Origin of the sequence: Rhodococcus sp. B10 (genome assembly GCF_011770055.1) — a bacterium.
In the GTDB taxonomy this organism is placed as follows: domain Bacteria; phylum Actinomycetota; class Actinomycetes; order Mycobacteriales; family Mycobacteriaceae; genus Rhodococcoides; species Rhodococcoides kyotonensis_B.
This window is the reverse complement of the sequence record NZ_JAAFYV010000001.1, coordinates 223,965-246,292: the sequence shown is the minus strand read 5'-3', so window position 1 is coordinate 246,292 and position 22,328 is coordinate 223,965. Positions and strand designations below refer to the sequence as shown.

At 65.5% G+C, this 22,328-nt stretch carries 22 protein-coding genes; 7 read left to right on the top strand and 15 right to left on the bottom strand.

The features are described from left to right. Window positions 1-131: 131 nt before the first annotated feature. Window positions 132-1,010 carry a 4-hydroxy-tetrahydrodipicolinate synthase gene (gene dapA, locus RhoFasB10_RS00820; RefSeq protein WP_084424065.1) on the top strand — a complete coding sequence of 293 codons (879 nt, stop codon included), beginning with the start codon at window positions 132-134 and terminating at the stop codon, window positions 1,008-1,010. A 4-nt stretch (window positions 1,011-1,014) separates the two neighbouring features. Here dapA and RhoFasB10_RS00815 read toward each other — a convergent pair whose 3' ends face one another. Together RhoFasB10_RS00815 and RhoFasB10_RS00810 are read right to left on the bottom strand one after the other, a co-directional pair. After that, entirely contained in the window at window positions 1,015-2,331 is a 1,317-nt protein-coding gene (locus RhoFasB10_RS00815) for an NAD(P)/FAD-dependent oxidoreductase (protein WP_068431660.1), read from the bottom strand. Between the two features lie 29 nt (window positions 2,332-2,360). Continuing rightward, window positions 2,361-3,566 carry an FAD/NAD(P)-binding oxidoreductase gene (locus RhoFasB10_RS00810; protein ID WP_222634329.1) on the bottom strand — a complete coding sequence of 402 codons (1,206 nt, stop codon included), beginning with the start codon at window positions 3,564-3,566 and terminating at the stop codon, window positions 2,361-2,363. On the opposite strand from RhoFasB10_RS00810, the gene RhoFasB10_RS00805 reads away from it, so the two are divergent. Further along, window positions 3,469-4,551 carry a YihY/virulence factor BrkB family protein gene (locus RhoFasB10_RS00805; RefSeq protein WP_346764327.1) on the top strand — a complete coding sequence of 361 codons (1,083 nt, stop codon included), beginning with the start codon at window positions 3,469-3,471 and terminating at the stop codon, window positions 4,549-4,551. The genes RhoFasB10_RS00810 and RhoFasB10_RS00805 overlap by 98 nt on opposite strands. Here RhoFasB10_RS00805 and RhoFasB10_RS00800 read toward each other — a convergent pair. The 6 genes from RhoFasB10_RS00800 to RhoFasB10_RS00775 form a co-directional block, all read right to left on the bottom strand. Beyond that, window positions 4,444-5,196: a CDP-alcohol phosphatidyltransferase family protein gene (locus RhoFasB10_RS00800; RefSeq protein WP_167674698.1), complete on the bottom strand. Its 753-nt coding sequence runs from the start codon at window positions 5,194-5,196 to the stop codon at window positions 4,444-4,446. The two genes, RhoFasB10_RS00805 and RhoFasB10_RS00800, sit on opposite strands and share 108 nt — an antisense overlap. Beyond that, window positions 5,193-6,035 (bottom strand): ammonia-dependent NAD(+) synthetase, encoded by an 843-nt coding sequence (nadE, locus tag RhoFasB10_RS00795; RefSeq protein ID WP_167674696.1) that lies wholly within the window; start codon window positions 6,033-6,035, stop codon window positions 5,193-5,195. The genes RhoFasB10_RS00800 and nadE overlap by 4 nt, the downstream gene beginning before the upstream one ends. A gap of 44 nt (window positions 6,036-6,079) precedes the next feature. Further along, window positions 6,080-6,586 carry a CinA family protein gene (locus RhoFasB10_RS00790; RefSeq protein WP_068431647.1) on the bottom strand — a complete coding sequence of 169 codons (507 nt, stop codon included), beginning with the start codon at window positions 6,584-6,586 and terminating at the stop codon, window positions 6,080-6,082. A 74-nt stretch (window positions 6,587-6,660) separates the two neighbouring features. After that, a complete protein-coding gene (locus RhoFasB10_RS00785; RefSeq protein WP_167674694.1) occupies window positions 6,661-7,725 on the bottom strand; it encodes an NAD-dependent epimerase/dehydratase family protein in 1,065 nt (354 codons plus the stop codon). Between the two features lie 4 nt (window positions 7,726-7,729). After that, complete coding sequence (locus tag RhoFasB10_RS00780; RefSeq protein WP_167674692.1) at window positions 7,730-8,818, bottom strand: glutamate--cysteine ligase; 1,089 nt, start codon at window positions 8,816-8,818, stop codon at window positions 7,730-7,732. Between the two features lies 1 nt (window position 8,819). Continuing rightward, window positions 8,820-10,205, bottom strand: a complete 1,386-nt coding sequence (locus tag RhoFasB10_RS00775) for a cytochrome P450 (protein ID WP_167674690.1) — start codon at window positions 10,203-10,205, stop codon at window positions 8,820-8,822. 78 nt (window positions 10,206-10,283) lie between these two features. Here RhoFasB10_RS00775 and RhoFasB10_RS00770 point away from each other — a divergent pair, with 78 nt between their 5' ends. Next, a complete protein-coding gene (locus tag RhoFasB10_RS00770) occupies window positions 10,284-11,744 on the top strand; it encodes an ornithine decarboxylase (RefSeq protein WP_167674688.1) in 1,461 nt (486 codons plus the stop codon). 52 nt (window positions 11,745-11,796) lie between these two features. Here the strand turns inward: RhoFasB10_RS00770 and RhoFasB10_RS00765 are convergent, their stop codons facing one another. The 4 genes from RhoFasB10_RS00765 to RhoFasB10_RS00750 are packed head-to-tail and all read right to left on the bottom strand — an operon-like array spanning window position 11,797 to window position 14,090. Then, a complete protein-coding gene (locus RhoFasB10_RS00765; RefSeq protein WP_165839527.1) occupies window positions 11,797-11,964 on the bottom strand; it encodes a hypothetical protein in 168 nt (55 codons plus the stop codon). Between the two features lie 37 nt (window positions 11,965-12,001). After that, the gene (locus RhoFasB10_RS00760) at window positions 12,002-12,274 is read right to left on the bottom strand and encodes a DUF4235 domain-containing protein (RefSeq protein WP_068431638.1); all 273 of its coding nucleotides are present in this window, start codon (window positions 12,272-12,274) and stop codon (window positions 12,002-12,004) included. Further along, a complete protein-coding gene (locus tag RhoFasB10_RS00755) occupies window positions 12,271-12,543 on the bottom strand; it encodes a hypothetical protein (RefSeq protein WP_068431635.1) in 273 nt (90 codons plus the stop codon). The genes RhoFasB10_RS00760 and RhoFasB10_RS00755 overlap by 4 nt, the downstream gene beginning before the upstream one ends. Next, window positions 12,540-14,090: a YhjD/YihY/BrkB family envelope integrity protein gene (locus tag RhoFasB10_RS00750; RefSeq protein ID WP_167674686.1), complete on the bottom strand. Its 1,551-nt coding sequence runs from the start codon at window positions 14,088-14,090 to the stop codon at window positions 12,540-12,542. Before RhoFasB10_RS00750 ends, RhoFasB10_RS00755 begins: the two co-directional genes overlap by 4 nt. 43 nt (window positions 14,091-14,133) lie before the next feature. On the opposite strand from RhoFasB10_RS00750, the gene RhoFasB10_RS00745 reads away from it, so the two are divergent. After that, window positions 14,134-14,592: an ankyrin repeat domain-containing protein gene (locus tag RhoFasB10_RS00745; RefSeq protein ID WP_254303665.1), complete on the top strand. Its 459-nt coding sequence runs from the start codon at window positions 14,134-14,136 to the stop codon at window positions 14,590-14,592. Between the two features lie 3 nt (window positions 14,593-14,595). On the opposite strand, the gene RhoFasB10_RS00740 is transcribed toward RhoFasB10_RS00745, so the two are convergent. Continuing rightward, on the bottom strand, window positions 14,596-16,686 hold the full coding sequence (locus tag RhoFasB10_RS00740) for a catalase (RefSeq protein WP_167674684.1): 2,091 nt from the start codon (window positions 16,684-16,686) through the stop codon (window positions 14,596-14,598). 203 nt (window positions 16,687-16,889) lie between these two features. On the opposite strand from RhoFasB10_RS00740, the gene RhoFasB10_RS00735 reads away from it, so the two are divergent. Beyond that, window positions 16,890-17,969, top strand: coding sequence for a hypothetical protein (locus RhoFasB10_RS00735; RefSeq protein WP_167674681.1), 1,080 nt, complete (start codon window positions 16,890-16,892; stop codon window positions 17,967-17,969). Here RhoFasB10_RS00735 and RhoFasB10_RS00730 read toward each other — a convergent pair whose 3' ends face one another. Continuing rightward, window positions 17,970-19,847 carry a heavy metal translocating P-type ATPase gene (locus RhoFasB10_RS00730; RefSeq protein ID WP_167674753.1) on the bottom strand — a complete coding sequence of 626 codons (1,878 nt, stop codon included), beginning with the start codon at window positions 19,845-19,847 and terminating at the stop codon, window positions 17,970-17,972. Between the two features lie 134 nt (window positions 19,848-19,981). Between RhoFasB10_RS00730 and RhoFasB10_RS00725 the strand changes: the two genes are divergently transcribed. Beyond that, on the top strand, window positions 19,982-20,377 hold the full coding sequence (locus RhoFasB10_RS00725; RefSeq protein WP_167674679.1) for a metalloregulator ArsR/SmtB family transcription factor: 396 nt from the start codon (window positions 19,982-19,984) through the stop codon (window positions 20,375-20,377). 220 nt (window positions 20,378-20,597) lie between these two features. Here the strand turns inward: RhoFasB10_RS00725 and RhoFasB10_RS00720 are convergent, their stop codons facing one another. Then, window positions 20,598-20,957, bottom strand: a complete 360-nt coding sequence (locus RhoFasB10_RS00720) for a hypothetical protein (protein WP_068431620.1) — start codon at window positions 20,955-20,957, stop codon at window positions 20,598-20,600. Window positions 20,958-21,479: 522 nt separating this feature from the next. On the opposite strand from RhoFasB10_RS00720, the gene RhoFasB10_RS00715 reads away from it, so the two are divergent. After that, window positions 21,480-22,184 carry a GAF and ANTAR domain-containing protein gene (locus RhoFasB10_RS00715; RefSeq protein ID WP_068431617.1) on the top strand — a complete coding sequence of 235 codons (705 nt, stop codon included), beginning with the start codon at window positions 21,480-21,482 and terminating at the stop codon, window positions 22,182-22,184. Window positions 22,185-22,328: the final 144 nt, after the last annotated feature.

Here is a 22,328-nt window from a genome sequence, read left to right as displayed (position 1 = left end):
TCGACGGTAACGGTTCGACACACGTCGGTGACGGTCGGCACGACCGAGCAGCGGCGATGGTCGAGGTGCCGTGACGCTGCGGTCGACTACGATTCGGGACGAACCACAGACCCGAGGAAGGCAGCCCCACCGTGATCACCGGAAGCATCGTTGCGATCGTCACGCCCATGACCGACAGCGGCGACGTCGACTACCCGTCGCTGGATTCCCTGCTCGAGCGACAGATCAGCGGCGGTACCTCGGCGATAGTGTCGGTCGGAACGACGGGTGAGTCGTCGACCCTGTCGGTGTCCGAACACGAGAACGTCATCCGACGCACCATCGATGTCGTCGCAGGACGGATCCCCGTGATCGCGGGCACCGGCGCGAATTCCACCGACGAGGCCATCCACCTGACGGAGGCGGCCCGCGTCGCAGGCGCCGACGGCGCACTCCTGGTCACCCCGTACTACATCAAGCCCCCTCAGGAAGGCCTGTACCGCCACTTCAAGGCGATCGGTGAGGCAGTCGACCTTCCTCAGTACCTCTACAACGTCCCGTCGCGGACCGGTTGCGACATGCTGCCGTCCACCGTCGCCCGGCTCGCCGAGCTGCCGAACATCGTCGGCATCAAGGAAGCGTCGGGAGACCTGGATCGAACGCGCGATCTCGTGGCTCTCGAACTGCCCGATTTCGGGCTGTACTCGGGCGACGACTCGACCGCACGAGCCAGCATGCTCGCGGGCTTCCACGGCAACATCTCGGTGACGGCCAACGTCGCACCGGACGCGATGGCGAAGATGTGTGCCGCCGCCCTCGCGGGTGACGCGGACACGGCGTCGGACATCGACGCGACCCTTGCCGGTCTGCACAGCGCCCTGTTCGCCGAGCCCAATCCCATCCCGGTCAAGTGGGCCCTCGCCGAGATGGGATTGATGTCCGGAGGTATTCGCCTGCCTCTCGTCGAACTGGACGAATGGCATCACGCCGACGTTCGCGCCGCACTACGCAACGCGGAACTGATCGACTGACCCGTCAGCTGTAGGGCTTGCGGGCGGTTTCCGGATCCCCGTAGGTGATGGCTCGCTCGCGTCTCGAGTTGGTGGCCAGCGTGGCCGCCCAGTTGACGAGAGTCCCGACGCGATTCCTGGCTCCCGACAGGAACGCGATGTGAATGAACCCCCACGACAGCCATCCGAGGAAACCGGACATGCGCAGCGGTCCGGCCTGCACGAGCGCGTGTCCGCGCGCGATGTAGGCCGCGCTGCCGAGGTCGCGATACTTGAACGGAGCTCGGGCGTTGCCCGGGTGCTCGAGCTCCGCCGCGATGACCGATCCGACGTGGCGTCCGCCCTGCATCGCCACCTCGGCCACGCCCGGCAGGTCGTCCTTCGCCATCATGTCGCCGACCACCCAGACGTTCGGATGTCCGGGGACCGACAGATCGGGCCCGACGGAAATCCGGCCGGACCGGTCAGGATCGACGCCGAGCGCTGTCGCCAACGTGCGCGCGAACGGCACGGCCTCGACACCCGCCGTCCACAACACCGTGCGCGCGTCGTACCGGGTCTTCGTCTTCGGTTCGGCTTTCGTCGTGGTCTCGACATCGGTCTCGGTGACGTCGGTGACGTGCACGCCGAGGTGCGTTTCGACGCCCACGATGTCCAAGGTCTTCTGAGCCGCCGCCGACAGTTTCCTGTCGAACGACGGCAGAACTCGATCGTCGCCGTGGAAGAGCAACACCCTTGCCTCGCGCGGGTCGATCGAACGGAACTCGTGCGACAGTGCCCTCGTCGCGAGTTCCCGTATCTGACCGGCCAATTCGACACCGGTGGGCCCGCCGCCCGCGACCGCGAACGTCAGCCAGGGCTGTCGCTCCTCGGCAGTCGGGAGCGATTCGGCCATCTCGAACGCGGCAATCAACTTCCGTCGGATCGTCAGGGCGTCGTCGAGAGTTTTCATGCCGGGCGCGTACTGGATGTATTCCTCGTGACCGTGGTAGGCCTGCTGCATCCCGGCGGCGACCACGAGGAAGTCGTACTTCAACTCGTACGTGGACCCGTCGAATCGGCTGGCCGTGACGATGCGCGCTTCGGCGTCGATGGCCGAGGCCTCACCGAGAGCGACATGGGCATTGTCCTGATGCCGCAACAGATGTCGCAGCGGGCTCGCGATGGAACCCTCGGACACGAGACCCGTCGCGCACTGATAGAGCAACGGTTGGAACACGTGGCTGGTGCCTCGTTCGAGTACGGTGACGGCCACGTCGCTGTGGCGCAGTCGCTTTGCCGCGTACAGGCCGCCGAAGCCTCCGCCGATGACGAGGACATGCGGCCTACCGGGTGCGGTCATGAATGAAATCCTCTCGGTGCGTTCGTGACTCAGACTCGACCGCGGAGGATCGAGTGCCAGTAGATCTGGGGTAGACCGTATCTGTCGAATGCGAACGCGGATCGGCGGGGCGTGAGCGGGTCGAGGAACGAGGGCAGCGACGACGACAGTCTTCCGGCGCGGTCGAATTCGGCGGCGACGAGATGACGGTCGTCCAGCGGGATCGGGGCGACCGTGTAACCGTCGTACGTCGACGTGGCCCGACCCTCACGCGTCGCATGGATGTTGTCGACGAGCACCGAAACCTGTTTGCGCAGACCGCCACCCGACGGGTCTGTGTCGATCGACGCGCCATCGCCGACGGCCCAGATGTTCGGGTGCGTGCGATGCCGGAACGTGTGGGGATCGACGTCGACGAGCCCGTGCATGCCGTCGGCACTCAGGTTCGATTCGGTGATCCATCGAGGTCCACGAAACGGCGGTACGAGATGCAGGAAGTCGTACTCGACGGTGCTCGGCGTCGAGCCTGCGGTGACGGTCTCGATCCGCCGAGACGCCGGTTCGAGCGACACGACCGTCGTGTCGAAGTGGAGGTGAACCCCGAGTTGCTGCAACCGATCCATCAGCACAGCGTCGAGCTCCGGGACTCCGAGCAGGCGAGGACGGTCGACGAGCAGAGTGATCTCGATGCCCGAAAGTCGGCCGACGCGGTGCCAGTGCGACGCCGCCAGAAACAGAGGTTTCAGTGTCGTCCCGGTGCAGCTGACCGGCGGCCGCGGCACCGTGAACACGGCGTGCCCGAACGCAGGCATGTTCTCCACCAGTGTCCAGGTCTTGTCGGCGCGGTCGAGATAGTTGCTGGCCACTCCGGGCGAGTCGACGGCCTCGGCAGTGCCGGGGAGTTCGTCGTCGTCCGGTACGAGTCCGGGACCGAGCACGAGGTCGTGATAGCGGAATCGGCGTCCTGACGCGCACGTGACCGTGTTGTTCGGTGCGTCGACGACGGTCGCCGAGTCTTCGATCCACGTACAACCTCGTGGGATCACGGACCGTTGCGTGCGTTGCGCCTCGTTCAGCGTGGCCTGCCCGGCGCCGACGTAGGACAACAACGGACGGTAGGTGTGTACCTGCTGTGGTTCGATCACCGCGACATCTCGTATGCCCGTTCGGATCGCTCGGGCAGCGGCGCTGATACCGGCGTTCCCGCCTCCGATGACCAGGACGTCGAAAGTGGGAATGTCGGTCGAGGTCGTGATCGGGTCCAGTCTGTTCACCTGTGCCGCATTACCCGTCGGTCGCATCGGGAAACCGCGGGCGCGTGGGGACGACGTACGCGGGTATGCGCCCTCTCGACGCGAGGAGAAGGTGACGGTGACGATGCACTCGGAGTGGCTGCGGTCGGTTCGGCGGAACATGACCACCCGATTGGGTGCGTCGGACCTGTCTCTCGTCGCGGGAGGATTGACCTTCTACGCGGCGATCGCCGTCGTACCCGTGTTGCTGTTGGCCTTGCGCGCAGCGACTGTCGTCACGTCTCCGGAATGGGTGCTGTCCCGCATGGCCGACGTCGCCGAGTTGCTACCCGATGCGCTCGGCGCACGGTCGGCGGTCATCACGCTGGCAGAGGCCGGCGCAACGTTGTCGTTGCTGGGAGTCCTGATCGCGATCTTCCCGGCGACGTTCTACGGAGAAGGGCTTCGGCGCGCGCTCGTGGCGTACCGTCCCGTCGACGAGAATCTGACGGGCTGGCGTGGCCGAGCCCTCGTCCTCCCGTTCGTCCTGTTGGCGCCGTTCCTCGTCGTGGTGATGCTGCGTCTCGCGGAGTGGCTGGCCGACGCGACCACCTCGGGAGGCGTGGGCAGTCTGGCGCTGCGGGTGTGGATCGGATTCATCGGAACGTGGCTCGTGCTCGCAGTCGCCGTGAGCTGGGTCTTCGCGGTCGTCGGTCCCGGTCTCCCGCGCGCGACGGTCGTTGCCGCCGGAGCGTTGGTCACCGCGTCGTTCCTGGCCGGGTTCGCGCAGGGGTTCGTGCTGTTCCTGGCGATACCGGTCGATCTCGGTGCTCCCTTCGGGGGGCTGACCGTGATCGGAGCCGTGATCGCAGCAGGACTGTGGATGTTCCTGCTGCACGTGTTACTGCTCGTCGGGTGGGCTCTGACGCTTGCCATCGACGAACTGGGATGGTGGTTCGACGACGCGTCCCCGCAGGGCGCGTCGGACAGCGATCGCCAAGTGAAGTAGCCCGCACGCGGCTAGTACAGCGCCGACCACTGCGCCCAGTGTCGACGTCGTGACTGCGGCCGACGGCACTGCCGCGGCGGTGACAGCGATCAGTATCGACGTGACCACTCGCGACGGCCGTTCCCACACCGTGATCACGAGGACCTCGCGCAGCCCGGCCGCGCCTGCACGTGCACGAAGGGTCTCGTGGATCATGGTGAAAGCCATCATCACGGCGACGAGTGGCCATGGGGCACCGGCGAATCCGACGATCGCCAGAATCAACAGATCGCTGCAGCGATCGGCCACGGTGTCGACGACGAAACCCCACGCGTCGTCCCGTCGCGAGATCACGGCCACTGCGCCGTCGATACCGTCGAGCACGGAGGCGACGAGGACGAGCGCGGCGGCGAGGAACAGCCACGCGCCGCCGGTCCACGACGCTGCGGCCGCGCCCGCCGCCGTCGCCACGCCCGCGGCCGTGACGATGTCGGGCGACAGATGTTTCCGTGCGAGCGGCGCCGACAGGCGGTAGACGGCGCTCAGCCACGGCCGCACCAGCGACGAGGCGTTCTGGTCGTACTGTCCGTGCAGAACGCGCCACCGGTCGAGGTACTGCTCCCTGGTCAGAACCGTTGTAGCCGAGGAGGGTCCGAGATCGGTCACTCGCCTGGCTCTCGGCGCCACCATCGGTCGGTCGGCGCGACCGGGGTCGTGCGCTTGTGCCTGGTCTTCGTGTACCAGCGTTCGATGACGGCGACGGCGTCGTCGTCGACATCTCCGCCGTCGAGGTAGGAATCGATCTGTGCGTACGTGACGCCGAGTGCCTGCTCGTCCGGCAGGGCCGGGCGGTCGTCCTCCAGGTCGGCCGTCGGCACCTTCTTCCAGGTGGACTCGGGTGCGTCCATGAACTGAAGGAGTTGCGCTCCTTGCCGTTTGGTGAGGCCCTCGAGCGGTGTCACGTCGGCTCCGCCGTCGCCGTACTTGGTGAAGAACCCGGTGACGGCCTCGGCAGCATGGTCCGTCCCGATGACCAGGAGGTTGTCCTGGCTTGCAATCGCGTACTGCGCGATCATGCGCTCACGTGCCTTGACGTTGCCGCGCACGAAGTCGTCGAGGCGGTCCACGCCCAGGGCTTTCGCAGCCGCGCGCGCCGACGCGTCGACTGCGTCCTTGATGTCGACGGTGACCGTGCGGTCGGGTCCGATGAACTCGACGGCGGTGATGGCGTCGTCCTCGTCTGCCTGCACACCGTACGGCAGCCTCACGGCGACGAACTCGGCCTCTTCACCGGACGCCACGACGTCACGCACGGCACGTTGTGCGAGGGCACCCGCCAGAGTGCTGTCCTGTCCACCGCTGATACCGAGTACGAACCCACGGGTTCCGCTGGCGCGGAGGTAGTCCGCCAGGAACTCGACTCGGTCGCGAATCTCGTTCTCGGGGTCGATCGCCGGCTTCACGGCGAGCTCGTGCTGGATGTGTGAACGCAATGAGGTGTCCATTCGGCGTGTTATCCCTGTCTCGGTCGAAGGATGTGGTGGATCGTTCAGGCGGAGCGTCGGCGAGCATGGCCCACCAAAGATTCGATGGAGAGCGACAACGTCTGTGCCAGAATCTCTTCAGGCTCACCGTCGAACTGCTTGCGTTCGGTGGTGACGACGCCTCGGTCGCACATGCCCACCCATACCGTCCCCGGCGGTTCGTTCTCCTGTGTCTCGGGCCCTGCCTCGCCGGTCACGGCAATGGCCATGTCGGCGCCGAGCAGTTCGCACGCAGAACGGGCCATCGTGGCGGCCGAGACCTCACTGACGACCGGACCTTCGGGAACGCGGAGAAGCGAGTGCTTGACATCGGCGTCGTAGGCGACGATTCCGCCTCGGAACCAGTCACCCGAAGACGGGGCCTTGCCGAGCATGGCGGCGAGATTGCCTGCGGTCAGAGACTCGACCGTGGCGACCGCGATCGAATGTTCCAGAGCCAACTCCGACAATTCTTCGCACAATTCCGACAGATCGTCGCGGACGTCGATGCGCTCCTCGGGACTTGTCGACATGAAAGAAAACCTCCTACAAGCGTTTCCCCCTGTCCGCCCGATACCCGTGCGCCCGCGGGGTGAAACCCCGCTCGTCAGGGTTCGCGGCGCCGTGACACCGGACCTCGGCCGAGAGCCGAGCCGATGCGATCCAGGAACGTCCGTGCGCGCAGAGGCGGGCTGGATGCGGCTGCCCCCTGGCGCATACCGCGGATCGTCTCCGCCAGCACTTCGGGCCCGTCGAGCGTCGGCGCCCACTTCAGTACCGTCTCGGCGTGGCGTGTGTCGAGCAGGGGAGTCTCGTATGCGAGATCGATCCACCCCGGGTGCACGGACTGCAGCCTCGTGGTGAACGTCGCCGCCGCCACGGCGCGCATGGCGACGCGCGGAACGGGAATCGCATGCGCGGACAAGGTGGCTTCGAAATCTGCGGTGCGAACAGGAGTCGGCGCGGACAGGTTGAACGCGTCGCTGCGGGGACAGGTCAACGCAGCGAGAATCGCGTCGGCGACGTCGCTCGTCGACACGGCAGGAATCGTGATCGACCGGTCCATCGGCAGAACCGGCACGCGATCCACGACCCACGACGGCACGAGGTCGGGTAGCGAATACCGAAGCAGCGCACTGCCGAACGCGTACTGGCCGATCAGCCCGGGTCTGAGACGGACGACTGTCGTTCCGGTAGCGCGCGTCTCGAAACGGTCGAGCACCTGTTCCGCGGCCGCCTTGTCGACGCTGTACGTCGACGACGGAACGCCGTCCCGCGGCCAGGTCTCGTCGACGCGGCGGCCGTAGGCGCCGGGCGAGTACACCCCGCTCGACGACATGTGGATCAGTCGGCCGACCTCGGCCCGTCCCACCGCGTTCGCGACCGCCTCGGTTCCCCCTACGTTGGTGCGGCGCAGATAGTCTCGCTCACGCATGGGCTGAAATCCGATCGCGAGATGTATCACCGCGTCGACTCCGGTCAGAATCGGGACGAGCCGGTTCTCCGCATCGGCGTCGGCGAGATCGATTTCGTGCCACTGCACGCCGGCGTAGGGATCGGTTTCCGGCGGGCGCCGACGAGCAATTCCGACGACGTCGACGTCCTCGCCCGCAAGTCGCCGCAGGAGCGTCGTCCCGACGTTTCCGGTCGCACCGGTGATGGCCACACGCATCGAATCATCCTTCGATCAGGTCGAGAACAGCGTCGGTGATCGCTCCCGATGTCTTCACTGCATCGCGTTGGCGACGAGCCCCGTTGCCGTGCTGGACGTTTCGTCGAATAGCCGAGTCGACGAGGTCGCGCTCGCCGGTCGTCTCCAGTGCTCCTGTCACGTAGGACACGAGGGAATCGAGTGCGCCGGCAGCGGTGCCGAGCCGCCCGGTGGCAGGATCGACCAGTCGGTCCGAGAGGCCGTCCCTGGCTGCACGCCAGTATGCCCAGTGCAGAGCATGTTCCGCCACGCGCGGTGCAGAGGCGCCACGATCGATCGCGTCGGACGCCGTCATGACCAACGCGCGCACGAGCACCGCCAACAGGACCGTGTCCGACGTGTTCGCCGGTACGTCACTGACGCGGATCTCCAGCGTCGGAAAATTCATCGACGGTCGGACGTCCCAGTAGACCATCCCGTCGTCGAGAATGGCTCCGACGTCGAACATCTGGCGGATCAGCGCGTCGTAGTGGTCGACGGAGTCGAAGTACGGGGGAGGGCCTGCACTCGGCCACCGTGACCACAGCACCGATCGCCAGCTGGCGTAACCGGTGTCGCGGCCCGCGTAGAGAGCCGAGTTCGCCGTCAACGCAAGCAGAACCGGCAACCATGGACGCACGTGATTGCTCACTGCGACACCGAATTCCCGGTCGGGAACCGCGACGTGCACGTGGGCTCCGCACACTCCCTGTTCGAGCGCGATCATGCCGTACTCGTCCGCGATCCGTCGGTACCGTTTGGTGTCGGTGATAGGGCCCAACTCCGGAAGCAGTGGAGGGACCCCGGCGGGAAGTAACGCGGCACCCGCACGACGCGCGGCCACGGCTGCCGTCGAACGAGACCGGGCCAGCGACTCGGCCAGTTCCGCCGACGTGTGCAGGACGCTCGACGCGGTCTCGATCTGACACGGTGTGAGCTCCAGCTGTAGCGAGAGACCGAGCTGACGTGCATTGTCCGCAACCACCTCGTTCTGCATCGACGGGATCCCGGTGTTCGGATCGACGAGCAGCAACTCCTCCTCCACCCCGAACGTCGGAACGGGTTCCCGGCCCATGTCAGTGAGCTTTCAGTGCGATCGAGAAGTGGTTCAGCGTTGCCGGAAGGGGTGACTCGCCGCCGAGGGACGGTGTCGACTGCTGTCGAAGGTCGGGCAGCGATTCGATCAGGTTCGCGAGCATCATGCTCGTGGTGAACAGAACGAAATTCTGTCCGGGGCACCGGGCTGGACCGGCGCTGAACGGCACCACCGCGCGTTGTGTGCTCATGCGACCGTCGAGCCACGCATCGGGTGTGAAATCGTCGGCGAAATCGATGCTCGTCCGGTCCCGGTGGAAGAACGCCGTCAGGATCAGGAAGGCTGCACCCGACTCGATGTCGATTCGGCGGTCGCCCTCACCCCAGTGCGTCGTGGTCGTCGAATCGCGCAGAATCGCCGGGGTCGTCGGCCACAGACGAACGGATTCCAGAATGCAGGCCCGCAGATACGGAAGTACCTGCGGCTGAGACAGATCCATCTCGGCGATTTCGTCACGAGCACGCCGCATGTGCTCGGGCTGCGCGGACAGCACGGCAAGTGCGCGGAGCGCGACCATCCCGGCCGCGTCGAACGCGAAAAGCCAGTGCGGAATCTGACCCACCGGATCGACCGTCGAGTCCGGTCGTGCCGCCGCGACGGCCCCCGCAAGACTCAACGGTTCGGCGTCGTCGACGTACTCGTACAGGCGGTCGAGAAAACGATCGCGCACGCGACGCCGCAGCGGGCGTAGGTACGACCAGTTGCCGTCGCCCCGCAGTGTCCAGAGATCATCCGTCACGGCATCGTCGTCGCGCGCGCCGTCACCGAGCACGACACGTCGTACCATCCGCCACCACCCCTCGACGAACACACTCGCGTCGAGCAGACCGTCGTTGCCGCTCGCCTCGGCCACGATGTTGCCTGCTTCTTCGCGGATCGTCGGAGCGAGCGAACCGGCCAGATGGTGCAGTGGCAGATCGCTGTCGAGCACCTGTTCGTTGAACGTCCGTCGTGATTCGCGAGCACGTCCGCGAGAGATCAACACACCGTGGGGTTGGAACGGGCTGAGCGCGGCGCGCTTCTCCCGGTTGGCGGGGGTGAACAACTCGGGGGACTGCGCCAGAACGCGCTCGACGTCGCCCGCCGTCAACGGAACGACGACCGTCCTCCCCGGCAACTCGAGGCGTAGCGGACCGGGTCCGTACTCGCTGCGCAGTTCCAGCATCGTCTCGACGGTGTCGGCATCGCTCTGGCGCTTCTCGAGCAGCGGCATCACCGTTCGTCTTCGTGCGATGACACCGCCTGCCACCAACGGCCCCGAGAGTTTCGCCAGAAGCCGGGCGGCGGCTACTCCCGTCACGACAGGGCCCGCCGGCACCGTCGGGGCAGCCGACGGCGTCGGTACGGTGGATTCGGAGGTAGGCATGCACCCTGCCTACCCTGCGCCGAACAGGGCGAAACGGGCCAGGAATGGTCGACCTCGTGACCGGGTATGGCCCCCCACGTGAACCAATCGGAAACACCTCTGTTGGACGCTGTCGCCCGCTACCACCGCGACGACCGTTACGGTTTCACGCCGCCCGGACACCGGCAGGGAGTCGGTGTGGACCCACGCGTGACCGACGTACTCGGCGCTGCGAGTTTCAGATCCGATCTGTTGGCGTCGGGCGGCATGGACGATCGGCACTCGTCGAACGAATATCTCACGCGTGCAGAACAATTGATGGCATCGGCCGTCGGCGCGCGCTCGGCGTTCTTCTCGACGTGCGGCAGTTCGCTGTCCGTCAAGGCCGCGATGATGGCGGTGGCGGGCAACGACGACGGTGGTCTGCTCGTCGCCAGGGACAGTCACAAGGCGATCGTCGCAGGCCTGGTGTTCAGCGGTGTCAGACCGCGTTGGATCCCGCCGCGCTGGGATACCGACCACCACATTTCGCATCCACCGTCGCCCGAGCAGGTGCGCCGAGCCTGGGACGACAATCCCGACGCGGCCGGCGCGCTGATCGTCAGCCCGACGCCGTACGGCACGTGCGCCGACATCGCTGCGATTGCCGACATCTGCCACGAACGTGGCAAACCGCTCATCGTCGACGAGGCGTGGGGTGCGCATCTGCCGTTCCACGACGACCTTCCGACGTGGGCGATGGACGCGGGCGCGGATATCTGTGTCGTGAGCGTGCACAAGATGGGTGCGGGATTCGAGCAGGGATCGGTGTATCACGTTCAAGGTGACCTCGTCGACGACCGCCATGTCGCGTTGTGTGCCGACCTGTTGATGACGACCAGTCCGAACGTCCTGGTCTACGCGGCGATGGACGGGTGGCGCCGCCAGATGGTCGAGCAGGGTTCGGAGTTGCTCGGCTCGGCGCTCGCGCTCGCCAGGTCGGCGCGTCGCGAGATTTCGGAGATCGACGGCCTCAGCGTTCTCGAGGACGAACTGATCGGGGCCGAGGCGTCGAAGGATCTCGATCTGCTGCAGGTGATGATCGACGTGTCGTCGATGGGTGTGAGTGGATATCAGTGCGCGGATTGGCTGCGGGACACGCATCACCTCGACATCGGGATGAGCGATCACCGCAGAATCCTGGCGACGTTCTCGTTCGCCGACAGCGAGGCCACCGCCGAGAGACTGTACGCCGCGTTACGTGGATTGTCTTCTGCTGCAGCTGCTTTCGACGCCCCGAACGAGATGTACCTGCCCGATCCGAACGATCTTTCTTTGCGCTCGGTGATGTTGCCCCGCGACGCATTCTTCGGCGACACGGAAATGGTGGACGCGAAGAACGCCCCGGGACGGATCGTGGCCGAACAACTCACCCCGTACCCGCCTGGTATCCCGGTCGCGGTGCCGGGGGAGGAGCTGACCGACGGGGTCGTCGATTATCTCACGACCGGTATCGCCGCGGGAATGAACGTCCCCGACGCCACCGACAAGTCACTTCGGACGTTCAGAGTGGTCCGCTGACGTGAAACGGGGGCCGCGAGATGAATCTCGCGGCCCCCGTTCGGTGTCGGCGTCACTCGTCGGCGCCGGTTTCCTCACGCTCGTGTTCGGTGCGGGCGTCCAGCTCCGTGTCGTCGAGGTGCTTCGGTTCCTTCGCGTGCTCGCGATGGTCCGGATGCACTTCCTCGGTCGGAACGATGACGTCGTCGAGGTTCGGTTCGTCGTGGTTGGGTTGGGTCATGAGGGGTGTATTTCCTTTCGGTGGTTGCTCGAAACCTTCAGGACGGGTCTTCGTGCGCGAGTGCGCGGTAGCCGGTGGCACCTGCACGATCCACGGCTGCCTTGACGATTCCGAACACGGCTCCGTGAATTGCCGCTGCCAGCAACACTTCCTGTACCGACCGGTTCAGATCTTTCGGGTCGGGAGCTTCGACGTCGTTGTCGCCCACGTACTTCCAGATCTGCTTGAACACGGCGCCCGCCGCGATACCACCCAGCACGCTGGTCGCCAGGGCGAGAGGTTTGTACATGGCCTTCGATACTGCGCTCATCGGAAAATCCTCCGGGATCGTCGTCTGCGAATGATGATCGTCACGATGGTTCCCGCCACCACCGCACCGATGGCTGCGGCAATCACCTGCGGGTTCTTCTGTGCCGCCGTCTTCGCCCGCTCGGCCTGGAACGACGCCTCGTTGGCGACGCGGGCAGGTACGTCGGCCTTGGCCGCGAGCGCCGCGACGGTCTCGGCTACGTCCGCACGTTGTTCCTCGACGCTGGGTAGGTCGTCGGGTTCCGGTGTCTCGGCGTGCTTTCCACTCATCGGATACCTTTCTTGATCGCAGAGATGTCGTCGTTCACGCTTGCCGCCGTGTCGGCGGGAACCGGTGGGAGTGCGTTTTTCGCGCGAGACGCGCCGACTGCGGCGAGGATGCCGCCGACGACGAGCACCACCACGGCGACGATCAACGCGGCGAGCCACGGTGCGACGACGGTGGCCAGACCGAGCACGGCGGTCGCGATCAGCGTGGCGACGCCGAAGAACAGCAGTAGTGCCCCCGCGCCGGAAATGCCGATACCGACGCCGACGCGTGTGCCCTTGCTCTTGACCTCGTCGAGGCCCGATCGAATTTCGGTCCGGACGAGGGTCGACACTTGGTCGGTCAACCTCTCGACGAGCTGGACCGTCGACAGGTCGCTCACCGGTCGAGTCGACGCCGCCCTGGTATCGGGTGGCGGTGCAGAACGGTCGGTCATGACATCTCCTGTTCTCGTACGTGGCCGATCCGCTTGTTCTGCGGTCGGCGCATCGGGGGAGTCGTTCTGTTCGTGTGCCAGACGTAGACGGCGACCCTGCTCGACGGCATCGGCGTCCTTCTGTTCGTTCTTGTCCGACACGCGGGTATCGCGCGGGGGAAGCTGAAGTCGTTCTTCCGCAACCATTCCCGCCTGCAACTGACGACCACGTTCCAGCTCAGAATCGAGCTCCGCGCCGAACAACAAGGCCAGGTTGGTGATCCACAACCACAGCAGGAACACGATCGCGCCGGCGAGCGAGCCGTAGGTCTTGTTGTAGCTTCCGAAGTTCGCGACGTAGAACCCGAACAGCACCGATGCCAGGATCCACACCAGAATGGCAAGTGCCGCGCCGGACGAGATCCATCGGAACTTCGGTTGCTGAACATTGGGGGTCGCGTAGTACAGAATGGCCACGGCCAGAACGACTATCACAAGGACGATCGGCCAGCGAGCGATGTTCCAGACGGTCAACGCGGTGTCACCGAGGCCTATCGTGTCCCCCACAGCCGACGCGATCGGACCACTGATGGCCAGCATCACCGCAGCGCACGCGACCAGCAGCAGACCGACGAGCGTGACCAGTAGCATCACCGGCCGTAGCTTCCATACCGGTCGGCCTTCTTCGACCTCGTACATGCGATTCATCGCACGGCCGAATGCTCCGACGTAACCCGAGGCCGACCACAACGCGCCGGCAACACCGGTGAGGAGAGCGAACCCGGCAGCGGGAGCCTGGACCAACTGCTCGATGGGGCCGCGCAACGTGTCGACCGCCGACGAGGGGCCCAGATCGCCGACGATCTGCAACACACCGTCGACGGTGGCTTGACCCTGCCCGAAGACACCGAGCAGTGACACCACCGCCAGGATCGCCGGAAACAGGGACAACACGGCGTAGTACGTGAGTGCGGCTGCGAGGTCGGTGCACTGATCGCGCGAGAACTCGCGAGCGGTCTTCTTCAAGACGAACATCCACGACGGCTTCGTCAGTTCGGTAGGAGAATCCGCTTTTCGTGGGTCGTCGGGATCGGCGTCGACAGGCGCAGTGGACGCGGCATCCTGTTGGTTCATGACGGGTGCGATACCCACCTGTCCCGTCCGGAAACGCTGCGCGGTGCCCGTTTCGCTCCCGCAGGTCACGGGTATCGGCGAGACCATGTCGCACGACGAATCCGTAGACCTGACCGAGAACGAGATCGCCGTTCTCCGTGCCGCATTCGATTGGGCTCGGCAGGGCGAAACAGACTTGCTACGACGGTTTCTGGGTGCGGGCGGCCCGGTGAATCTCACCAACGATCGCGGCGACACCCTGTTGATACTCGCGTCGTATCACACCCATCCGGGCACGGTGGCTCTGCTGCTCGATGCGGGCGCAGACGTCGAACGTGTCAACGACAACGGGCAGACTGCGTTGGGAGCAGCGGCGTTTCGCCGGTCGACCGACATCGTGAGCGCTCTATTGCGTGCTGGGGCAGACCCGTTCGCGGGAACCCGGTCCGCAGTGTCGGTCGCCGAGTTCTTCGGTCTCGACGACATGACGGCACTGCTGACCGGGTCCCGCGAGCATTCCTGACCGTCAGTTCGACGGCGGCACTTCCGATCCCATGACCGCAGCGGCGCGGTCCCATGCTCGGTGCAGGCCCATGGCATCGAACAGCGCGTCACCGAAGCTGTCACCGGGCGAATCCTCGGTCACCACACCGGGACCGCCGTCGGTGACGCCTGCGGCCTCGAGCGTTGCCACACCGTCGCCCCATGCGCCGACTGCCTTGCAGTGGCGGAAAGCCTCCTGCAGCAACAGAACCAGCTTGATGTCGTTCGAGGGTGCAGTGCCGCCCGCGACGACGAACGCGTCGAACTCGATGGACCGAACCGTCAGGAACGTGCGTTCGACGACTTGACGATTCGGGCCGTCGCCGAGGAAGCCACCGGTCGCTGCGATGACATGCACCGTCACCCCGCGACTTTCGGCTGCCGTGCGCAACGTGTCGATGCCGGCGAGATCGGAGTCGGCGTCGGCGATCACACCGATCTTGCGTCCGTCGATCGGGCCGGGTGTCGTGACGACCTGCGACAGTGCAGGCGAGGTGACGACATCCGTCGGCGGCGTGCCCGTCGGTGCCGGTAGTCCGAGACCGGCTGCGACGCGACTGCACAAGTCGGCGTCGACGTTCGCGAGAACGGCCAGCTCCCGTTCCTTGATCGCCTGCTCGAACACCTTCCCGAGTTCGAACGTGAAGGCCTCGACGATGTGGTCCTGCTCGATCGAACTCAGACTCCGGTAGAACATCGCGGACTGGGTGAAATGATCGTCGAACGACGCCGGATTCGCGCGCACGGCCTTGCCCTCGATCGGCCGAGGCGTCTGCACGTATCCGCGGTCGGAGGCGTCGGCGTCGATCGGTTCGCCCTCGTCGAGGCTGTTGTCCCGGTACGGCGCCACCCCGGTGTGTACAGCCGTCTGATGCATGCCGTCTCGAAACATGTCGTTGACCGGCGCGTGGGGACGGTTGATCGGCAGCTGCGCGAAATTGGGTCCACCGAGCCGGGTGAGTTGAGTGTCGAGGTAGGAGAACAGCCGCGCCTGCATGAGCGGGTCGTTCGTGACCTCGATGCCGGGCACCAGGTGGCCGGTGTGGAATGCGACCTGCTCGGTCTCGGCGAAGTAGTTCGTCGGATTCGCGTTCAGCGTGAGCTTGCCGATCGGCTGCACCGGGGCGAGTTCCTCGGGAACTAGCTTGGTCGGATCCAGGAGGTCGATGCCTTCGAACGTGTCGGTTCCGTCGTCGGGCATGACCTGGATGCCGAATTCGTACTCGAGCGGTGCTCCCGCCTTGATGCCGTCGGCCATGTCCCGCCGATGAAAGTCCGGGTCGACGCCCGCGGCGATCTGGGCCTCTTCCCACACCAACGAATGAACGCCCGCAACGGGTTTCCAGTGGAACTTGACGAGGCTGGTGTCGCCGTTCTCGGCGACGAGCCGGAACGTGTGGACGCCGAAGCCCTCCATCGTGCGGTACGACCGCGGAATCCCGCGGTCGCTCATGTTCCACAGCACATGGTGCGTGGCCTCGGTGTGCAGAGATACGAAGTCCCAGAACGAGTCGTGCGCCGATTGTGCCTGTGGCAGTTCGATGTCCGGCTGCGGCTTACCCGCATGGATGATGTCCGGGAACTTGATGCCGTCCTGGATGAAGAAGACCGGCATGTTGTTGCCGACGAGGTCGAATGTACCTTCGTCCGTGTAGAACTTGACGGCGAAACCCCGTGTGTCTCGGACGGTGTCGGCAGAGCCACGCGATCCGAGAACGGTCGAGAAACGGACGAAAACATCTGTCTTCTTGCCCTTTTCGGCCAGAAAGCCCGCTTTCGTCACCGATTTCGCGGTGCCGTACGACTCGAACGTTCCGTGCGCCGCGGCGCCGCGGGCGTGCACGACGCGTTCCGGGATGCGCTCGTGGTCGAAGTGGGTGATCTTTTCGCGGAGATAGAAGTCCTCGAGGAGGGTCGGGCCTCGATCCCCGGCCTTGAGCGAATGATGAGTGTCCGGCATCCGGACGCCCTGCGCCGTGGTCAGGAACGTGCCGTCCTGTGCGCGGGTGTCGGCCGACCCTGTCGGCCCCACGGGCGCGGGGGAGGACTGGTCGGGACGGGGTGTTGGAGGCATGTATGCATCAGCTTTCGTCGAAGTGGTGAAGGGGCTGTCTTCCGTACGCTCGACGACGCACAGTGTGGTTCTGTCGGCGATTCGACTGCGGTCCGTGGCTCGACCCGCGAGGGCAGCTGTACCCCGTCGTGGTCGGTCCCATACATGGACTCTCGTACCCCGCGTTACGTGTCGGACGCCGGGCACCGGGGTAGCTGTATCGAATGGCGTCGGAGGAAACGAACACTTCATCTCGTACCGTCACGATCGGCATCGTGGCCGACGAAGGTTTTGCGTCGACCATCGCGTCGGCGATCGGAGATGCATTGCCGGAACGGGTTCCCGTGGACGGGCGAGTTCTCGCCATCGAAACGGAACGGTCCTCGATGGCGCTCCCGCCGACCGAAACGGGCTCGGCGCAACTGGGGCGCTGGCTCGAGTCGGTGCGCGCACGCAACGACTACGACGTAGTGCTTTTCCTGTCCGAGATCCCTCGGCGGCAACGTTCGAGGCCTGTCGTGGCCGAGCTGAGCGAGGACAACACCGCGGCGTTGTACATCCCGTCGTTCGGGACGGTCTCGGTGCGTCGACGCGCGGTCGCGGTGGCGCTCGCGATCGTTCACGACTTTCTCGGCACCGACACCACGTCGCGTCCGCACCTTCGCAGGTCCATGGCACGGTGGGCGCCCGGACCCGGTCCAGGCGGAGCGGAGGAGCGAATCCTGTTGACGCCCGGCATGTTCGGGCGTCTACGCATGGTTCTGGGAATGATCCGCTGCAACAGGCCATGGCGGCTGGTGCCGACGCTGTCCGGTGCGCTCGGCGCGGCAAGTGCCGCGTCGGCGTTCGGTGTCTTCTACGCCAGCATCTGGCAGATGGCGGCGTTCATGTCGGTTCAGCGCCTCGCCGCGGTCGGGATCACCGCGATCGCCGCGATGAGCGTGTGGTTGATTCTCCCGAACGGAATGTGGGAGACGCGGAAGTTCAGGACGTCCACGACCGATCGATGGATGTACAACGCGGCAACGCTCGGCACGGTGGTGTCCGGTGTGCTGTGCATGTATGCGGTGCTGTTCGTCGTCGTTCTCGGGTCCGCGGCCATCGTCATCTCACCCGAATTCCTGGCCGAGCAGATTCACCGCTCGGCGAACTTCGGCGACTACATTTCACTCGCGTGGCTCGCGGCGTCGTTGGGCACCGTTGCAGGCGCCGTCGGATCCGCCGTCGCGGACCGGGGCGACATCCTGAACGCGACATACGGTCATCGGGAACTGATTCGCAGGCAGTCCGCGGACGAGACCTGATCAGCGCTCGTGGCTTCGCCGCCACGCTCGCGTGGACAGCAACCGCATTCCGTTCAGCGCGACCAGCACGGTCGAGCTTTCGTGCCCGGCCACCCCGACGGGGAGTGGAAGAGTGCCGATCAGATCCCACGTCACGAGCACGACGATGAATGTCGCGGCGATGACGAGGTTGGCGACGACGATGCGGTGAGCGCGCCGCGACAGAGCGATCACGGACGCGAGCGCACCGAGATCGTCGCGCACGAGGACGGCATCGGCGGTGTCGAGAGCGAGATCGGAACCTTTGCGGCCCATGGCGACTCCGATGTCCGACGCGGCCAGCGCAGGCGCGTCGTTGACGCCGTCGCCGACGAGCAGTACCCGCGCGCCGGATTCGGCCTGTACCGCGCGCACCGCTTCGGCTTTCTGCTCGGGCAGCAGATCGGCGCGCACGTCGTCGATTCCGGTTCGCCTCGCCACGTCCTGGGCGGCGCGGGTGTTGTCGCCGGTCAACAAGAGCGAGGGGCGTCCGGTGAGGGCTTCGAGGTCGGCGACCGCGGCCGCCGCGTCGGCGCGCACGGTGTCGGCTACGCCGATCACAGCCGTCGGCGCACCGTCGACGCGGACGACGACGGCTGTCTTCCCCGCCGACAAGGCGGAGCGAACGACGCCGAGATCGTTGTCCGGTCCGGCGGGTTTCGTGACGGTGACGAGCCGACCCTCGACGACTCCGCTGACACCCGAACCCGGACTCGACTCGAATGCCGACACATCGGGCAGCGTCAACCCACGGGCACGGGCGTAGCCGACCACCGCGGCGGCGACGGGATGCTCGCTCGCTGTCTCCACCGCGGCGGCCAGGCGAAGAACGCTGTTCTCGTCGTAGTCCGAACCGGGGAGAAGCTCGACGGTGTCGACTCGTGGTGTGCCTTCGGTCAGGGTGCCGGTCTTGTCGAACGCCACGACCGACGTCGTGCGTAGCTGTTCCATCACGACGGCGGACTTGACCAGCACTCCGGATCGACCCGCCGTCGACATCGCCGCGAGCAGCGGGGGCATCGTGGCCAGCACGACCGCGCACGGTGAAGCGACGATCATGAACGTCATGGCCCGGAGCAAGGCGGGCTGGAACTCGCTGCCGAGAAACATCGGGATCGCGAAGATCGCGACGGTGGCCACCACGACGATCGTCGAGTAGTACTGCTCGACCTTGTCGATGAACAATTGCTTCTTCGCCTTGGTCGCCGACGCATGCTCGACCATCGCGACGATGCGAGCGATAACGGTCTCGGACGGATCGACGTCGATACGTACCCGGAGCGTTCCCGTGCCGTTGACGGAACCGGCGAAGATGCTGTCCCCGACGCTCTTGTAGACCGGAACCGACTCACCGGTGATCGACGACTGGTCGACGTCGCTGCCACCGTCGACGACGGTTCCTTCGCCGGCGATGCGCGACCCCGGCCGAACGACGACGACGTCGCCCGGGCGAAGGGAAGACGCGGGTACGTTCCGTTCGGTTCCGTCGTCACCGAGAACGTCGGCCGTGTCCGGCGCAAGATCGAGAAGGCTTCGCACCGAATCCGCGGTACGCCTGGTGAGCACTGCCTCGAGAGCTCCCGACGTCGCGAAGATGACGATGAGTAGCGCACCGTCGAAGATTTGCCCGATAGCGGCCGCGCCCACAGCGGCGACGATCATCAGCAGGTCGACGTCGAGCGATTTTTCTCGCAGCGCGCGGAGGCCCTCCAGGGCCGGTTCCCACCCGCCGCACGCATAGCAGGCGAGGTACAGCGCCCAGGCCAGTGCCGAGGGAGCAGGTGAGAGCTGGAGGGCAAGGCCGGCCAGGAAGAACACGAGCGAAGCCAGCGCCCACCGCACCTCCGGCACGGACAACACGCGCGTTCGGGTGCCGCGAGAGTCGAGCGCAGGAGTTCGGGGTGTGGTGGTCGAGACATGTGTTGCAGTCACGTCCGAGAGCGTACAGGAATATATGAAGACGTTTACATCTGTTCATTGGATATAGTTACGACATGGGACACGGTGTCGACGGACGGACCACACCTCCGGCGCAGCTCGATGCGGATTCTGCAGCCACGGTCGCGGCCACGCTGCAAGCGCTGGCGACCCCGAGCAGGCTGCGAATCCTGACGCAGTTGCGTCAGGGGCCGAGTGGCGTCAACGACCTGGCCGACGCGGTCGAGATGGAACAGTCGGCGGTGTCGCACCAACTCCGGCTGCTACGCGCGATGGGGCTCGTCGCAGGCGCCCGTTCGGGGCGCAGCGTCATCTATCGGCTGTACGACAATCACGTCGCGATGCTGCTCGACGAGGCCGTGTACCACATCGAGCATCTAGGAATGGCGGCTTCGGACCCTGTCGATGCGGAGTCGACCGACCGGATCGAGTCGGGCGCACTCGACGCATAGCGGCTGAGTTCGAGTGGCGCTGTGTCGCTACGGTTTCCGATGTTTCGCGTTCTCGGAGGGATCGTCGAACATGCGGGCGAGATGGGCTTTGATTGCCTCGGTGCTCATCGACGCTCCGACGTGCGAGCCGGACGACAGGTGTCCAGGACGTTCCGGACGTCGTTCCTGATCTGGATGAAGGCTGTCCACGAGATGAAATCCGTTCAGCAGGAATTGATGGTTACGACAGATCTGTTGGACCGTTGGAGTCGCGGCCGCGATGTCGGAGGCCGCGATCTCGAAGGAGTTGGGCGAGAGCCAGTTTCGCGATCGGCTCACGCGCCGATCGCACCAGTTCGTCGACAGCGGCCGTGCGGGACACGGTCCGGAGCGCATCGCTTAATTCGGCGTCGACGGATTCGGTGAATCGAGGGCCGGACAGTCGCTCGACGGTGGCGGACAATTCGGCGAATCGATCGGGTTGCCCGGGCCGTAATCGGCTGCGTATCAACGCGAATGCTGCCACTGCCTCGGGCGAGTCCAACTCGGACAGAGTCGCTGTTTCCACTAGGTCCATGATCGAATCGATGTCGTTCGACATGTATACCCCCCGTTTCGAACTGATGCCGTCACTCGCTGTGCGTATGTCGTCTGGTGTGCGTCGGATGTGCACTGGGCGCGGGGCGGAGTCGCGAACAATCCGCATACGACGCGCGAGGAGACCCCTCGACCCCTCGCGCCGCCCCGCGCCGTTGTGCCGCGGCGAGGCAGTCGAAGAGGAGGGCGGACCGTTCTCTCGATCGCGTCGTCGACGGTGAAACACGATGCGCGCGAGTGTGTGCAACTGCCGATAACAGTTGCCGCTAACGGCACATCGTTCGGAGGACACCGGGATGCTCGGGTGTCACCAGCAGGCGTGTCGCCGAGGTCAGGGGCGATGTCGTTTGCTTCGAGAATCTAACCACGACTCGGTCCGATGTTCCAGTGCGATAGCATGCGATCGACTTGTTTCACCCTCCTCGTGTGGTTGCTGCAGGAGGAACATGAATTGGTCGACCGTCCAGCACGGGGCGTCGGGGATGTACACGCTTGCGTCTGCTCGGAGAGAGCCGGAGGTAGGGATGTGTACGACGCCAAGAAATTCGTGAATGTCGTGGACCGGATGGTCACGGTCGCCGAATCGATGTCCGACGACGACGCCGTCTTCACCGAACTGACCGCTGCGCTGACTGCTGTGTTCGACATCGTCGGCACCAGTGTGCTCGTCTTGGGCGACGACGACGATCTCCACGTCGCTTCGACCTCGGGGGCGATCGAAGCGATCGAACGATGTCAGACCGCTGTACAGCACGGCCCCGCGTACGACGCCTTTCGCGGTTCGCGGATCGTTGCCGTCGCCGACATCGCGCGGGCTCGCCATCGTTGGCCGCAATTCGTGGACGTTGCTGCACACGCGGGAATCGGTGGGGTGGCCGCATTCCCGTTGCAGCGTGGGAACGACGACGTGATGGGCAGTCTGGTTCTGTATTCGACTGTGTCTCGAGCGTGGTCGGCTACCGACCTGGATGCGACCAGGGTTCTCGCACGGCTCGCGATCGCTCAGCGCGCCTCTGCGAAACAGCTCCGCACGATGACCGAGGTGTCCGAACAGCTGCAGCACGCTCTCGAGTCGCGCATCGTGATCGAGCAGGCGAAGGGCGTTCTCGCTGCGACGAGCAACATCGACACGGAGGCAGCCTTCGAGCGAATGCGACATCATGCTCGCCGTCACCGGATGAGGTTGCGAGACGTCGCGCAGGCGGTCGTCGACTATCGAGTTCGACTTTGATGCTGGAGGGGGTTCCCAGCCGGTGGGGTCCGGAGTAGCGTCGAAGTCGTTCCTTGCTGCGGACTTCCACCCCCCTTTGACAAGTCCGGGCCAGAAGAGGGACGCGAAGGCCCCGGCAAAACCCCCCCGTTGCCGGGGCCTTCA

Coding starts and splice junctions, on each gene's coding strand:
- RhoFasB10_RS00815 (WP_068431660.1), bottom strand. CDS start 2,331: ATGACCGCACCCGGTAGGCCGCATGTCCTCGTCATCGGCGGAGGCTTC.
- RhoFasB10_RS00805 (WP_346764327.1), top strand. CDS start 3,469: ATGCCCGTTCGGATCGCTCGGGCAGCGGCGCTGATACCGGCGTTCCCG.
- nadE (WP_167674696.1), bottom strand. CDS start 6,035: ATGGACACCTCATTGCGTTCACACATCCAGCACGAGCTCGCCGTGAAG.
- RhoFasB10_RS00790 (WP_068431647.1), bottom strand. CDS start 6,586: ATGTCGACAAGTCCCGAGGAGCGCATCGACGTCCGCGACGATCTGTCG.
- RhoFasB10_RS00785 (WP_167674694.1), bottom strand. CDS start 7,725: ATGCGTGTGGCCATCACCGGTGCGACCGGAAACGTCGGGACGACGCTC.
- RhoFasB10_RS00780 (WP_167674692.1), bottom strand. CDS start 8,818: ATGGGCCGGGAACCCGTTCCGACGTTCGGGGTGGAGGAGGAGTTGCTG.
- RhoFasB10_RS00775 (WP_167674690.1), bottom strand. CDS start 10,205: ATGCCTACCTCCGAATCCACCGTACCGACGCCGTCGGCTGCCCCGACG.
- RhoFasB10_RS00765 (WP_165839527.1), bottom strand. CDS start 11,964: ATGACCCAACCCAACCACGACGAACCGAACCTCGACGACGTCATCGTT.
- RhoFasB10_RS00760 (WP_068431638.1), bottom strand. CDS start 12,274: ATGAGCGCAGTATCGAAGGCCATGTACAAACCTCTCGCCCTGGCGACC.
- RhoFasB10_RS00755 (WP_068431635.1), bottom strand. CDS start 12,543: ATGAGTGGAAAGCACGCCGAGACACCGGAACCCGACGACCTACCCAGC.
- RhoFasB10_RS00750 (WP_167674686.1), bottom strand. CDS start 14,090: ATGAACCAACAGGATGCCGCGTCCACTGCGCCTGTCGACGCCGATCCC.
- RhoFasB10_RS00740 (WP_167674684.1), bottom strand. CDS start 16,686: ATGCCTCCAACACCCCGTCCCGACCAGTCCTCCCCCGCGCCCGTGGGG.
- RhoFasB10_RS00735 (WP_167674681.1), top strand. CDS start 16,890: ATGGCGTCGGAGGAAACGAACACTTCATCTCGTACCGTCACGATCGGC.
- RhoFasB10_RS00725 (WP_167674679.1), top strand. CDS start 19,982: ATGGGACACGGTGTCGACGGACGGACCACACCTCCGGCGCAGCTCGAT.
- RhoFasB10_RS00720 (WP_068431620.1), bottom strand. CDS start 20,957: ATGTCGAACGACATCGATTCGATCATGGACCTAGTGGAAACAGCGACT.